At 37.2% G+C, this 13,383-nt stretch carries 14 protein-coding genes and 1 pseudogene; 14 read left to right on the top strand and 1 reads right to left on the bottom strand.

Annotated features, from left to right (window positions below):
* Window positions 1-7: 7 nt before the first annotated feature.
* Together JOC76_RS24855 and JOC76_RS24850 are read left to right on the top strand one after the other, a co-directional pair.
* Entirely contained in the window at window positions 8-733 is a 726-nt protein-coding gene (locus JOC76_RS24855; protein ID WP_205181491.1) for a DsbA family protein, read from the top strand.
* On the top strand, window positions 726-1,136 hold the full coding sequence (locus JOC76_RS24850; RefSeq protein WP_205181489.1) for a disulfide oxidoreductase: 411 nt from the start codon (window positions 726-728) through the stop codon (window positions 1,134-1,136). Before JOC76_RS24855 ends, JOC76_RS24850 begins: the two co-directional genes overlap by 8 nt.
* A 41-nt stretch (window positions 1,137-1,177) precedes the next feature.
* Here the strand turns inward: JOC76_RS24850 and JOC76_RS24845 are convergent, their stop codons facing one another.
* Window positions 1,178-1,477 (bottom strand): hypothetical protein, encoded by a 300-nt coding sequence (locus JOC76_RS24845; protein WP_205181485.1) that lies wholly within the window; start codon window positions 1,475-1,477, stop codon window positions 1,178-1,180.
* Window positions 1,478-1,849: 372 nt separating this feature from the next.
* On the opposite strand from JOC76_RS24845, the gene JOC76_RS24840 reads away from it, so the two are divergent.
* The 12 genes and pseudogenes from JOC76_RS24840 (at window position 1,850) to celB (JOC76_RS24785) (ending at window position 13,338) form a co-directional block, all read left to right on the top strand.
* Window positions 1,850-3,763, top strand: a complete 1,914-nt coding sequence (locus JOC76_RS24840) for a BglG family transcription antiterminator (protein ID WP_307784769.1) — start codon at window positions 1,850-1,852, stop codon at window positions 3,761-3,763.
* 26 nt (window positions 3,764-3,789) lie between these two features.
* Window positions 3,790-4,107 (top strand): PTS sugar transporter subunit IIB, encoded by a 318-nt coding sequence (locus JOC76_RS24835; protein WP_205181481.1) that lies wholly within the window; start codon window positions 3,790-3,792, stop codon window positions 4,105-4,107.
* A gap of 247 nt (window positions 4,108-4,354) precedes the next feature.
* Window positions 4,355-4,672, top strand: a pseudogene (locus JOC76_RS24830) (PTS sugar transporter subunit IIB); the annotation flags it as partial.
* A gap of 20 nt (window positions 4,673-4,692) precedes the next feature.
* Entirely contained in the window at window positions 4,693-6,024 is a 1,332-nt protein-coding gene (gene celB, locus JOC76_RS24825) for a PTS cellobiose transporter subunit IIC (RefSeq protein WP_205181477.1), read from the top strand.
* A 76-nt stretch (window positions 6,025-6,100) separates the two neighbouring features.
* Window positions 6,101-6,430 carry a PTS sugar transporter subunit IIA gene (locus JOC76_RS24820; protein WP_205181475.1) on the top strand — a complete coding sequence of 110 codons (330 nt, stop codon included), beginning with the start codon at window positions 6,101-6,103 and terminating at the stop codon, window positions 6,428-6,430.
* Window positions 6,427-7,755: a 6-phospho-beta-glucosidase gene (locus tag JOC76_RS24815; RefSeq protein ID WP_205181473.1), complete on the top strand. Its 1,329-nt coding sequence runs from the start codon at window positions 6,427-6,429 to the stop codon at window positions 7,753-7,755. The genes JOC76_RS24820 and JOC76_RS24815 overlap by 4 nt, the downstream gene beginning before the upstream one ends.
* 247 nt (window positions 7,756-8,002) lie before the next feature.
* Window positions 8,003-8,308, top strand: coding sequence for a PTS sugar transporter subunit IIB (locus tag JOC76_RS24810; RefSeq protein ID WP_205181471.1), 306 nt, complete (start codon window positions 8,003-8,005; stop codon window positions 8,306-8,308).
* Between the two features lie 14 nt (window positions 8,309-8,322).
* Complete coding sequence (gene celB / locus JOC76_RS24805; RefSeq protein ID WP_205181470.1) at window positions 8,323-9,651, top strand: PTS cellobiose transporter subunit IIC; 1,329 nt, start codon at window positions 8,323-8,325, stop codon at window positions 9,649-9,651.
* A 75-nt stretch (window positions 9,652-9,726) separates the two neighbouring features.
* Window positions 9,727-10,056, top strand: coding sequence for a PTS sugar transporter subunit IIA (locus JOC76_RS24800; RefSeq protein ID WP_205181468.1), 330 nt, complete (start codon window positions 9,727-9,729; stop codon window positions 10,054-10,056).
* Window positions 10,053-11,381 (top strand): 6-phospho-beta-glucosidase, encoded by a 1,329-nt coding sequence (locus JOC76_RS24795; RefSeq protein WP_205181466.1) that lies wholly within the window; start codon window positions 10,053-10,055, stop codon window positions 11,379-11,381. Before JOC76_RS24800 ends, JOC76_RS24795 begins: the two co-directional genes overlap by 4 nt.
* Before the next feature lie 306 nt (window positions 11,382-11,687).
* The gene (locus JOC76_RS24790) at window positions 11,688-11,993 is read left to right on the top strand and encodes a PTS sugar transporter subunit IIB (protein WP_205181464.1); all 306 of its coding nucleotides are present in this window, start codon (window positions 11,688-11,690) and stop codon (window positions 11,991-11,993) included.
* 13 nt (window positions 11,994-12,006) lie between these two features.
* Window positions 12,007-13,338: a PTS cellobiose transporter subunit IIC gene (gene celB / locus JOC76_RS24785; protein WP_205181458.1), complete on the top strand. Its 1,332-nt coding sequence runs from the start codon at window positions 12,007-12,009 to the stop codon at window positions 13,336-13,338.
* Window positions 13,339-13,383 lie beyond the last annotated feature (45 nt).

Raw genomic sequence — 13,383 nt, 5'->3', positions numbered from 1 at the left:
CTAATATATGGCTAATAAAAAGAAAAACGAGAAAAGTGGTAGTAATTCTTCTGCAAAGTTTATCTTTTGGATGGTTGGTTTAGTGGTAGTCTGTCTTGTGGCATTTATATTTCTAGGGAATCATAACAAAAACCAAGAAACAACTGATACCAAAAACTCCAACAATACGATTGATTATTCCAACCAGCCCTATCTCGGGGATAAGAATGCGCCAGTATCGATTATTGAATTTGGTGATTATAAATGCCCTAATTGCAAGAACTTTGCTGCGACAGTGGTACCGGTTATTGAAAAAGACTTAGTAGATACAGGAAAAGCTAAGCTCTATTTTATGAATGATTCTTTTATTAATACTGATTCAATCCGCTCAGCTAAATTTGCTGAATCGGTCTATAAAGAATTGGGAAATGATACGTTTTGGAAATTCCACGAACTCCTTTATCAGAAACAACCAACCGACTCAAAATACGAAAAGATGGATGTTTATACGGAAGAGTTTTTAACCAATACGTTAAAAGAAGTGGCAAGTGCTCAAGAAGTGGACAAGGTTGTGAAAAACTTCGAAGCCAAAGACAGTGATGCTGCGTGGCAAAAGGATATGGATTATGCTGAAAAATTGGGTGTTACCGGGACACCTACGATTTTTGTCGACGGAGAAATGTTTCAAGGTCAGACGATTGATGATCTGAAGAAAATGGTAGAAAATGCAGCGAAGGGGAAAGACAATGAATAAGCCTTTGCTGCTCTCTTGGATTGCCGCAATCATCGCCACACTTGGTAGTTTATATTTTAGTGAAGTGATGCACTTTATTCCTTGTACCCTCTGCTGGTACCAGCGGATCTTTATGTACCCGTTAGCGATTATTTTGGGGGTAGCCTTTTATCGAAATGATCAAGGTATTTATCGGTATGTCCTTCCACTATCAATCATTGGGATGCTAATATCGGGGTATCATACCCTGTTGCAAAAACTCCCTTATTTACAGCAATTTGAAATGTGTACAACAGGTGTACCATGTTCCAAGGATTACATCAACTGGCTTGGTTTTATTACGATTCCATTGTTAGCCTTTATTGCTTTTACCATCATTACGGTTTGTTTAGTCGTTCTAGCCCGTAACAAAAGTGCAGAATAGAAAGTGAAAAAGGGAGGCTGCAGAAGCCTCCCTTTTTCAATTCAAATCTTTGGTAAAAATTTATTCAATCTTTCTAAAAGCAACCTATCGATTTTTTTTAACTCTAAACATGGCTGTTGACCAATTGGATATGGGTAAATTCGCCGTTTACATAGTGGGCAAACATCTAGTTCCTTATATTTATGGAGGATATTTAATGGGAAAAATTGTTCCCTTTTGGCGATCATAAAAAGATAGTTCAATCCATTAATCGTAAATTCAACATCAACACCACTATAACCACTTATTTCATTTACCTTTATATTTTTTAATGTTATACCGTTAACGAAAACGTCTCCCAATGAATCTCATTCCCTTCATTATCTGTAAATTAAATTTTTAGAAGGATTTTTTCAGTTTTCCTCGTACAGATTTGAATCAAACTGTCAATCTTACCATTATTTTAAACCTCTCTCTAGAAAAAATAAATCGTTTTCACAGCACATTATTCTATTACTGTAATCTATTAACCTCGTATTCTACTCACATGTTTTTTCCACAGTTTAGAAGAAATTGATTTAAGAGTCATAATGTGACAATTTTTTTTAATTTTCACCAAATTTTTATTTAAAAAAACAAATTTATTACTAAAAGTGATAAATAGTATGATAAAATACATTAATTATGAGCTAATGATTTTCGGGGAAGTGAGGATTCTTATGTTAAATACTCGAATGACAGTTATCATACGTGAGTTAATGAAAGCGGATACTCCATTAACAAGTGAGTATTTAGCCAAAGTGTTAGATGTAACTTCAAGAACGGTACGAAATGATATAAAGGAATTAGAAGAAATTGTCTCTAAATTTGGTGCCAGTATTAAATCCATTCGCGGTACAGGCTATCAACTTCACGTCCAAGAGGATCATTTATTTCGGCAATTACTGCAGGAAGTAACAGAACAACACCATCAAGATGGTGATCTTCCTACATTACCGGAAGATCGAGTCCAATATGTTCTTAAAAGATTCTTATTGATGGATGGATATATAAAACTCGATGATTTAGCAGATGAATTATTTATCAGTAAATCAACTTTACAAAATGATCTAAAAGATGTAAAAGAAATTTTATGTCGTTATCGAATTACGATAAGTAAACGTCCAAATTTCGGACTTAAATTAGAAGGCACTGAATTCATGCTTCGTCTTTGTATGGCTGACCACATCTTTAATGATATGGAAAATGAATTGGAGTTAGGCCATAGTATTCCCAACTTTTCTAAACATGATTTAACGATTATTCGAAAAATCATATTAGAAGAAATCAAAGTAAATCATATCGCGCTTTCTGATATTGGTTTAAATAATTTAGTGATTCATATTGCGATTGCTTATAATCGAATCAAGAATGAAAAGTATATAACCTTTTTCAACCAAGAATTAGAGGAATTGCATAATCAAAAGCAGTATAAAGTTGCCGAGGAAATTGTTAAACAACTAGAACGGGAATTTGAGGTGAAATTTCCTGAAACGGAAATTGCCTATATAACGATTCATTTACTCGGAACAAAAATGGTCACAGATTTGCACTTTGATGAAAAGGATATTCATGAACTGATTGATCATCAAATCTATGACCTTGTTCAGGAAATTTTAGAAACCATTGATAAAGAGCTCAACCTTAATATAAAAGATGATCAAGAACTGATTGTTGCCATGTGTCTTCATTTGAAGCCAGCGATTCATCGTTTCCATTACGATATAAACCTATCAAACCCGCTGCTAGAGGATATTAAAGCAAATTATCCAGTTGCTTTTCAGGCAGCTATTATTGCGGGAATCGTCCTTAAACGAAAATTAGAAATTGATATAAATGAAAATGAAATTGGATATTTAGCCCTCCACTTAGGTGCAGCGATAGAAAATCAACGAATTGGTTTCCGCCCGAAGAAATGTATCATTGTTTGTGCTTCTGGAGTGGGAAGTGCACGGCTATTGGCTTCCAAACTTCAATCTAAATTTGGAACTAGGCTTGAAATTATCGGGACAACGGAATTTTATAAGCTGAATCAGATAACCATGCATGCCGTCGATTTCCTTATTAGTACGATTCCTGTTCAAATGGAGCTGCCAATACCTGTTATTCATGTGAACACCATCTTAGGTGCTGGTGATTTGGAAAAAATTGAACAAGTTTTATTAGAAGAAACAGGACACAAGTTAAAATATATTAGAGAAGAACTTGTCTTTCTCCAAAAGTCATTTGAAACAAGGGAGGAAGTACTAGATTTCTTAGGAAAGCAGCTGCAATCATTTGGCTTGGTGAAGGATCAATATATCGAAAAGGTTTACGAAAGAGAGGCACTTTCCCCAACTAGTTATGGGAATTTTGTAGCCATACCACATCCCATTACCCCGCAAACCAATTCAACCTTTTGGACGATATGTACTTTAAAGAAGCCACTTGATTGGGGTGGTAAGAGAGTGCAATTTGTTTGCCTATTAAATGTAGAGAGAAACAGTACGAATGACTTACAATGTATGTATGATTCTCTTATGGAAATTATTGATAGCAGCCAAGTAGTACAGCAATTGTTGAAATGTAAAACGTTTAAAGAATTTCAAGCCATCTTCATGAAAAATTAAAAATAGAGTGATTGGGTGAAGAGAAGATGAATATTTTATTATGCTGCGCTGCGGGCATGTCGACTAGTTTATTAGTGTCAAAAATGAAAAAAGCAGCTGTACAACAGGGGCTGGATTGCAAAATTTGGGCTGTTCCTGTAGATATTGTTTCTAAGCATATAGATCAGGCTGACATCTTACTGATTGGGCCCCAAGTCAGGTTTATGTTTCCTGAATTTAAAAAATTAGGCGAGCAAAAAGGAATTCCCGTTGAAGTAATTGACACTGTCCATTACGGAACATTTAATGCGAAAGAAGTACTTCGGTTAGCCCAACAAATGTATAATTTAAAGACTAAAGGATGAGATGAGTTCTCATCCTTTTTTATGTCAACGGAAAACGCTTTCTATTTTCTGTTATTTCTGAACAGTGTTTTCCGTTGTGTAACGGAAAAAGGATGAGTGTAAATGAAAACGCTTTTTTTATACAATAAAGACATCAAGAGAGGGAAACAAAAATGGATTAAAGAGTTTAATAGAATGAAAGAAATAATATTTTCGAAATTAATAAGAGATAACCTTATCTTGAAACAGAAAAAAATCATCTTTTAGGAGGAATTTTAAAATGAATATCTTATTATGCTGTGCAGCAGGAATGTCTACAAGCCTTTTAGTAACTAAAATGGAAAAAGCAGCAGCGGATCAAGGTTTAGAGTGCAAAATCTGGGCAGAAAGTGCTGATGCAGTGAAGGGTCATATCGATAATGCAGATGTATTATTACTAGGACCACAAGTTCGTTACTTATTGACTCAAATGAAAAAATTAGGTGAAGAAAAAGGAATCCCAGTTGATGCCATCAACCCAGTTCACTACGGTATGTGTAATGGTGCAGAAGTATTAAAAACAGCTCAAGCACTTATTAATAAATAATCAGATAGGAAGTGAAAAATATGAACAAATTTATGTCTCTATTGGAGAATTATTTCATGCCATTTGCCGGCAAACTTGCTGCACAAAGGCATTTACAGGCACTTCGTGATGGTATCATCCTCGCGATGCCAATGATTATCATCGGTTCTATATTCCTAATCTTAGGTTATCTTCCGATCCCAGGTTATGCTGATTTTATGGCCAAAACATTTGGTGATCAGTGGTTAGCAAAATTAACCTATCCTACTGATGCAACCTTTAATATGATGGGTCTGATCGCAGCATTCGGTATTGCTTACCGTTTAGCTGAAAAGTATGGACTTGATGGAATTACATCAGGGGTTATCTCCCTTTGTGCATTCTTACTTGCAACACCATTCAATGTTCCTTTTACACCAGAAGGTGCAAAAACAGCAGTCGAAGTTGGCGGAGCCATTCCAGTCGCTTATATGGGAAGTAAAGGATTATTCGTTGCCATCTTAATCGGATTATTTTCAACTGAAGTTTACCGTTTTATCGTTAAGAGAAATATTGTCATTAAAATGCCTGATGGTGTTCCACCAGCAGTAAGTAAATCATTTGTTGCTTTAATTCCTGGTCTTGTTGTTGTTCTGATTGTCTGGGTTCTCCGTTTAATCGTTGAACATTTTGGTATCTCAAGCATTCACGATATCGTATCATTAGTTTTAGGTAAACCGCTTGGTTTATTAGGTGGAAGCTTATGGGGTATGATTATCGCTGTATTTTTGGTTCAACTTCTTTGGTCTGCTGGATTACATGGTTCCAATATTGTTGGTGGTGTTATGCAGCCAATCTGGCTTGCGGCAACGGGTGAAAATATGGAAGCATATAAAGCCGGTCATGAACTTCCACATATTATTACACAGCAATTCTATGAAGTGTTTGTTAACATCGGTGGTTCAGGTGCAACATTTGGTCTAGTCGTCATCATGATGATGTGGTCTAAGAGCTTGCAAATGAAACAGTTAGGGAAACTTGCATTCCCTCCAGGTGCATTTATGATTAATGAACCGATTATTTTCGGTATGCCAATTGTAATGAACGCATTAATGATTATTCCATTCTTCTTAGCACCAATTGCAAACGTTATCTTAACATATGTTGGTATGGATTTAGGTTGGGTTGCCAAACCAGCTGGTATCGCCATTCCTTGGACAACTCCTCCACTAATCGGTGGATACTTGGCAACTGGCGGACATATTTCAGGTGCAGTTATGCAGCTAGTTAGTATCGTTGCTGACTTCTTTATCTACCTGCCATTCTACAAAATGTGGGATAAGCAATTATTTAACCAAGAAAATGGTATTGACACAACTAAAAAAGCTAGTTAATCGATTGAACTATCATAGAACGCATAATCCCCACCATATCTAGTGGGGGTTATCCTAAAACAGGAGGAACATAAAAATGGAAAACTTAGAAGGAATCATTTTTCAAATTATTTTACACGGTGGAAACGGAAAAAGCTGTTCAATGGAAGCTATTGCCGCTGCAAAACAAGGAGATATTACTGAAGCTCGTGCAAAATTACAAGAAGCAAGTGATGCTTTAAATGAAGCACATCATATCCAAACTTCTTTAATCCAAGGAGAAGTACGCGGAGAAAGAACAGAAGTTTCCTTACTTATGGTACATGCACAAGATCATTTAATGAATGCGATCACAATGAAAGATTTAGCGTCTGAATTCGTTGATTTATATGAAACTATTAAACTTTCTGGAGGCGTTAGAGCATGACAAAAGGGATTAAAATCGTAACTATTGGTGGAGGATCTAGTTATACACCTGAGCTTGTAGAAGGATTTATTAAAAGATATAATGAACTGCCAATTCGTGAACTTTGGTTAGTGGATATTCCTGCTGGGGAAGAGAAACTGAATATTGTTGGTGCATTAGCAAAACGGATGGTCGAAAAAGCTGGTCTTCCAATTGAGGTTCATTTAACATTAGATCGCCGTGCAGCACTAAAAGATGCTGACTTCGTAACCACTCAGTTCCGTGTTGGTCTATTAGATGCGCGTGCTAAGGATGAAAGAATCCCACTAAAATGTAATGTGATTGGTCAAGAAACAAATGGACCAGGCGGATTATTCAAAGGTTTACGGACCATTCCAGTAATCTTAGATATCTGTAAAGACATGGAAGAGCTATGTCCAAACGCATGGCTCGTTAACTTCACCAATCCTGCAGGTATGGTAACAGAAGCAGTACTACGCTACAGCAACATTAAAAAAGTGGTTGGATTATGTAATGTTCCTGTTGGAATCAAAATGCAGATTGCTGAAATGTTTAATGTTGAAGCTGATAGAATCGAAGTGGATTTTGCTGGTCTAAACCATATGGTATTTGGACTAAATGTTTACCTAGATGGCGTTAGTATTCTAGATGAAGTCATTGAAAAAATGGCTAATCCTGATAACTCCGTATCTATGAAAAATATTGCTGCATTAGGCTGGGAGCCAGAGTTCTTAAAAGCCCTAAATGCTGTTCCTTGCCCATATCACCGATACTACTTCAAAACAAAGGAAATGCTTGAAGAAGAACTTGAAGCAGCCGCTACTAAAGGTACTCGTGCTGAAGTCGTGAAACAAGTGGAAAAAGAATTGTTTGAACTTTATAAAGATCCTGAGTTGGCTATTAAACCGGCACAACTTGAAAAACGCGGTGGAGCTTATTACAGTGACGCAGCATGTAACTTAATCAACTCTATCTATAACGATAAGCGTGATATTCAACCGGTCAATACTCGTAACAATGGTGCAATTGCCAGCATTCCAGACGATTCCGCTGTTGAGGTAAACTGTATTATCACAAAAGAAGGTCCAAAACCAGTATCTGTTGGAGATCTTCCAGTAGCAGTTAGAGGCCTTGTTCAACAAATTAAATCGTTCGAACGTGTATCTGCAGAAGCAGCTGTTACAGGTGACTACAATACAGCTCTATTAGCGATGACAATTAACCCACTTGTACCATCTGATAAAGTGGCTAAGGAAATCTTAGATGAAATGCTTGAAGCTCATAAAGAATACTTACCACAGTTCTTTCAAACTGTAGAAGCTTAATAATCAGAAGTTCCGGTAATGATTTTACCGGAACTTCTTTTTTTTTATGTTACACACAACCATTTCCGTTGCGCAAAGGAAAAACGTTGTGTGTAAATGATAACGCTTTCATAATAGAATAAAGACATCAAGAGGAGCGACCAAAATTAGATTAACAGCTTAATAGGATTACTGAAATTATATTATCGAATTTTAAGGGATCAAACTTCTCTTGAAAAAATGACTATACACTAGGAGGAATTTTAAAATGAATATCTTACTATGTTGTGCCGCAGGAATGTCTACTAGTCTTTTAGTAACTAAAATGGAAAAAGCAGCAGCGGATCAAGGTTTTGAGTGCAAAATCTGGGCAGAAAGTGCCGATGCGGTAAAAAGTCATATCGATAATGCAGATGTATTATTACTAGGACCACAAGTTCGTTATCTATTACCTCAAATGAAAAAATTAGGTGAAGAAAAAGGAATCCCAGTTGATGCCATCAACCCAGTTCACTACGGAATGTGTAATGGAGCTGAAGTATTAAAAACAGCTATCGGGCTTGTAAACAAATAAGGGGGTGAACCTATATGAATAGATTTATGTCGATTTTAGAAAATACGATCATGCCTGTTGCCGGCAAGCTAGCCGCGCAACGGCACTTACAAGCACTTCGTGACGGTATTATTCTCGCAATGCCAATGATCATTATCGGTTCCATATTTCTAATCTTAGGTTATCTTCCAATCCCAGGTTATGCTGATTTTATGGCTAGAACATTTGGTGATCAGTGGTTAGCAAAATTATCATATCCGACAGATGCAACCTTCAATATGATGGGTCTGATTGCAGCATTCGGTATCGCGTACCGCTTAGCTGAAAAGTATAATCTGGATGGTATTACATCAGGGGTAATCTCCCTTTGTGCATTCTTACTTGCAACACCATTTAATGTTCCATTTACACCAGAAGGTGCAAAAACAGTAGTTGAAGTCGGCGGAGCCATTCCTGTCGCTTATATGGGAAGTAAAGGTTTATTCGTTGCCATATTAATTGGTTTATTTTCAACTGAAGTATATCGTTTTATCGTTAAGAAAAATATTGTCATTAAAATGCCTGATGGTGTTCCACCAGCAGTCAGCAAATCATTTGTTGCATTAATTCCTGGTTTAGCAGTTATTCTTATTATTTGGGTTATTCGTTTAATCGTTGAACATTTCGGTATCTCAAGCATTCACGATATCGTAGCATTAGTTCTAGGTAAACCGCTTGGATTATTAGGCGGAAGTTTATGGGGTATGATTATCTCGATATTATTAATGCAGATTCTATGGGCAGCAGGTTTGCATGGTGCAAACATTGTTGGAGGCGTAATGGGCCCAATCTGGCTTGCGGCCACTGGTGATAATATGGCAGCATATAAAGCTGGACATGAACTTCCACACATTATTACACAGCAATTTGTAGACGTGTTTGTTAATATCGGTGGTTCCGGTGCAACATTTGGACTTGTAGTCATCATGTTAATGTGGTCTAAGAGTTTACAGATGAAACAGCTAGGAAAACTTGCATTACCTCCAGGTTTCTTCATGATTAACGAACCGATTACATTCGGTATGCCGATTGTAATGAACGCAATCATGGTTATTCCGTTCTTTTTAGCACCAATTGTAAACGCTATCTTAGCTTATGTTGGTATGGATTTAGGTTTGGTTGCAAAACCAGCTGGTATCGCCATTCCTTGGACAACTCCTCCTATTATCGGTGGATACTTAGCAACTGGCGGTCACATTTCAGGTTCCATTATGCAGTTAATTAACATGGTTGCCGACTTCTTAATCTACTTGCCATTCTATAAAATGTGGGATAAGCAATTGTATAACCAAGAAAACGGTATTACATCTAAGCAAGCAGGTTAATCTGATCCAACTTTCTTAGAACGCATACCCCCACTATTTCTAGTGAGGGTATGCGAAAACAGGAGGGACAAAAAAATGGAAAACTTAGAAGGCATTATCTTTCAAATTATTTTACACGGTGGAAATGGTAAAAGCTGTTCAATGGAAGCGATTGCGGCTGCCAAACAAGGTGATATTGTTGGAGCGCGTGAAAAATTACAGGAAGCAAGCGATGCTTTAAATGAAGCACATCATATCCAAACTTCTTTAATTCAAGGAGAAGTACGTGGCGAAAAAACAGAAATTTCTCTATTAATGGTACATGCACAAGATCATTTAATGAATGCCATCACAATGAAAGATTTAGCGGCTGAATTTGTTGATTTATATGAAACTATTAAACATTCTGGAGGCGTTAAAGCATGACAAAAGGGATTAAAATTGTAACCATCGGCGGTGGATCCAGCTACACTCCCGAGCTTGTAGAAGGATTTATTAAAAGATATGATGAACTGCCAATTCGTGAACTTTGGTTAGTAGATATTCCAGCTGGAGAAGAAAAATTAAATATCGTTGGTTCATTAGCAAAACGGATGGTCGAAAAGGCAGGGCTTCCAATTGAGGTTCATTTAACATTAGACCGCCGTGCGGCACTAAAGGATGCCGATTTCGTAACTACTCAGTTCCGTGTGGGTCTATTAGATGCGCGTGCTAAGGATGAAAGAATCCCACTGAAATATAATGTGATTGGTCAAGAAACAAACGGACCAGGCGGCTTATTTAAAGGTTTACGGACCATTCCAGTAATCTTAGATATCTGTAAAGACATGGAAGAACTATGTCCAAACGCATGGCTCGTTAACTTTACCAATCCAGCGGGCATGGTGACAGAAGCCGTGTTACGCTACAGCAACATTAAAAAGGTAGTTGGTCTATGTAATGTTCCAGTAGGAATGCGCATGGGTATTGCTAAAATGTTTGATGTCTCTCCAGAAAGAATTCAAGTTGATTTTGCTGGTCTTAATCATATGGTCTTTGGTTTAAATGTTTATCTAGATGGTGTAAGTGTTCTTAACGAAGTCATTGAAAAAATGGCAGATCCTGAAAATGCCTTATCGATGAAAAATATTGCAGCTGTTGGTTGGGAGCCAGAATTTCTTCGCGCTTTAAATGCCATTCCATGCGGTTATCACCGTTACTACTTCAAAACGAAGGAAATGCTTGAGGAAGAACTTGAAGCAGCCGCTACAAACGGGACTCGTGCAGAAGTTGTAAAACAGGTAGAAAAAGAATTATTTGAATTATACAAGGATCCAGAGTTGGCCATTAAGCCTCCACAACTTGAGAAACGTGGCGGAGCTTACTATAGTGATGCTGCATGTAACTTAATTAACTCAATCTATAATGATAAACGTGATATTCAGCCGGTTAATACTCGTAACAATGGTGCCATTGCGAGCATTCCAGATGATTCTGCCGTTGAGGTAAACTGTATTATCACAAAAGAAGGGCCAAAACCAGTGTCTGTTGGCGACCTACCAGTAGCAGTTAGAGGACTTGTTCAACAAATTAAATCGTTCGAACGTGTATCTGCAGAAGCAGCAGTAACAGGTGATTACAATACAGCTCTATTAGCGATGACGATTAACCCACTAGTACCATCTGATAAAGTCGCTAAGGAAATCTTAGATGAAATGCTCGAAGCACATAAAGAATACTTACCACAATTCTTTAAAAAAGTTGAAGCTTAATTAAGTAAGTTCCGGTAAAGATTTTACCGGAGCTTTTTTTTGCACCTAGCGGGGGTAATAGCTTGATAAATCTTAAACGGAAAATACTCTATTTTCCGTTTAGGTCTAAATAACCATTTCCGTTATGTAACGGAAAAAGAATGCGTTTTCATGGAAACGTTTTTAAAATACAATAAAGACATCAAGAGAGGGAAACAGAAAAGTAAATGAAGAGTTTAATTGAAATGAATACAATTATATTTTCGAAGTTTAAGAGATAACTTCTCTTGGATTAAAAAATGATTATATATTAGGAGGAATTTTAAAATGAATATCTTATTATGTTGTGCTGCAGGTATGTCTACAAGCCTTTTAGTAACTAAAATGGAAAAAGCAGCAGCGGATCAAGGTTTAGAGTGCAAAATCTGGGCAGAAAGTGCTGATGCAGTAAAGGGTCATATTGATAATGCAGATGTACTATTATTAGGACCTCAAGTTCGTTACTTATTGCCTCAAATGAAAAAATTAGGCGAAGAAAAAGGTATACCAGTTGATGCGATCAACCCTGTTCACTACGGAATGTGTAATGGTGCAGAAGTATTAAAAACAGCTATCGGGCTTGTAAACAAATAAGGAGTGAACATCTATGAATAGATTTATGACGATTTTAGAAAATACAATCATGCCAGTTGCCGGCAAGTTAGCCGCGCAAAGACATTTACAGGCACTTCGTGATGGTATTATCCTCGCGATGCCAATGATTATCATCGGATCCATCTTCCTAATCTTAGGTTACCTTCCGATTCCAGGTTATGCTGATTTTATGGCCAAAACATTTGGTGATCAGTGGTTAACCAAATTATCCTACCCAACAGATGCAACCTTCAATATGATGGGTCTGATCGCATCATTTGGTATCGCGTACCGCTTAGCTGAAAAGTATGGTCTTGATGGTATTACATCAGGAGTTATCTCCCTTTGTGCATTCTTACTTGCAACACCATTCAATGTTCCATTTACACCAGAAGGTGCAAAAACAGCTGTTGAAGTCGGCGGAGCCATTCCAGTCGCATATATGGGAAGTAAAGGTTTATTCGTTGCCATCTTAATCGGTTTATTTTCAACTGAAGTATATCGTTTTATCGTTAAGAAAAATATTGTCATTAAAATGCCTGATGGTGTTCCACCAGCAGTCAGCAAATCATTTGTTGCATTAATTCCTGGATTAGCAGTTATTCTTATTATTTGGGTTATTCGTTTAATCGTTGAACATTTCGGTATCTCAAGCATTCATGATATCGTAGGATTAGTTTTAGGTAAGCCACTTGGTTTATTAGGTGGAAGCTTATGGGGTATGGTAATCGCAGTATTCTTAATTCAACTTCTTTGGTCAGCAGGTTTACATGGAAACAACATTGTAGGGGGCGTAATGAGCCCAATCTGGCTTGCCGCTACTGGGGATAACATGGAAGCGTATAAAGCTGGACATCCACTTCCACATATTATTACTCAACAATTCTTAGATGTATTTGTTAACATTGGTGGTTCTGGAGCAACATTTGGTCTTGTCATCATCATGGTAATGTGGTCTAAGAGCTTACAGATGAAACAATTAGGAAGACTTGCCATGCCTCCAGGCGTGTTTATGATTAACGAACCGATTATTTTCGGTATGCCAGTGGTAATGAACGCATTAATGATTATTCCATTCTTCTTAGCACCAATTGCAAACGTTATCTTAACATATGTTGGTATGGATTTAGGTTTAGTTGTAAAGCCAGCTGGTATCGCCATTCCTTGGACAACTCCTCCACTCATCGGTGGATACTTGGCAACTGGCGGACATATTTCAGGTTCAATCATGCAGCTAATCAATATCGTTGTCGACTTCTTAATCTACTTGCCATTCTATAAGATGTGGGATAAGGGATTATATAACCAAGAAAAGGGTTTTGAAACAACTAAAAAAGCAAGTTAATCGATCGAACCATCTTAGAACGCATAATCCCCGCTATATCTAGTG

The organism is Neobacillus cucumis (genome assembly GCF_016908975.1).
GTDB classification, from domain to species: Bacteria; Bacillota; Bacilli; order Bacillales; family Cytobacillaceae; genus Neobacillus; species Neobacillus cucumis.
Note: the sequence above shows the minus strand (reverse complement) of the source record. Positions and strands in the feature narration are given on the sequence as shown.

Excerpts from the sequence above, each read along its gene's own strand:
- JOC76_RS24850 (WP_205181489.1), top strand. The coding sequence starts at position 726 with ATGAATAAGCCTTTGCTGCTCTCTTGGATTGCCGCAATCATCGCCACA.
- JOC76_RS24840 (WP_307784769.1), top strand. The coding sequence starts at position 1,850 with ATGACAGTTATCATACGTGAGTTAATGAAAGCGGATACTCCATTAACA.
- celB (WP_205181458.1), top strand. The coding sequence starts at position 12,007 with ATGAATAGATTTATGACGATTTTAGAAAATACAATCATGCCAGTTGCC.
- celB (WP_205181477.1), top strand. The coding sequence starts at position 4,693 with ATGAACAAATTTATGTCTCTATTGGAGAATTATTTCATGCCATTTGCC.
- JOC76_RS24790 (WP_205181464.1), top strand. The coding sequence starts at position 11,688 with ATGAATATCTTATTATGTTGTGCTGCAGGTATGTCTACAAGCCTTTTA.
- JOC76_RS24820 (WP_205181475.1), top strand. The coding sequence starts at position 6,101 with ATGGAAAACTTAGAAGGAATCATTTTTCAAATTATTTTACACGGTGGA.
- JOC76_RS24835 (WP_205181481.1), top strand. The coding sequence starts at position 3,790 with ATGAATATTTTATTATGCTGCGCTGCGGGCATGTCGACTAGTTTATTA.
- celB (WP_205181470.1), top strand. The coding sequence starts at position 8,323 with ATGAATAGATTTATGTCGATTTTAGAAAATACGATCATGCCTGTTGCC.
- JOC76_RS24800 (WP_205181468.1), top strand. The coding sequence starts at position 9,727 with ATGGAAAACTTAGAAGGCATTATCTTTCAAATTATTTTACACGGTGGA.
- JOC76_RS24855 (WP_205181491.1), top strand. The coding sequence starts at position 8 with ATGGCTAATAAAAAGAAAAACGAGAAAAGTGGTAGTAATTCTTCTGCA.
- JOC76_RS24815 (WP_205181473.1), top strand. The coding sequence starts at position 6,427 with ATGACAAAAGGGATTAAAATCGTAACTATTGGTGGAGGATCTAGTTAT.
- JOC76_RS24795 (WP_205181466.1), top strand. The coding sequence starts at position 10,053 with ATGACAAAAGGGATTAAAATTGTAACCATCGGCGGTGGATCCAGCTAC.
- JOC76_RS24810 (WP_205181471.1), top strand. The coding sequence starts at position 8,003 with ATGAATATCTTACTATGTTGTGCCGCAGGAATGTCTACTAGTCTTTTA.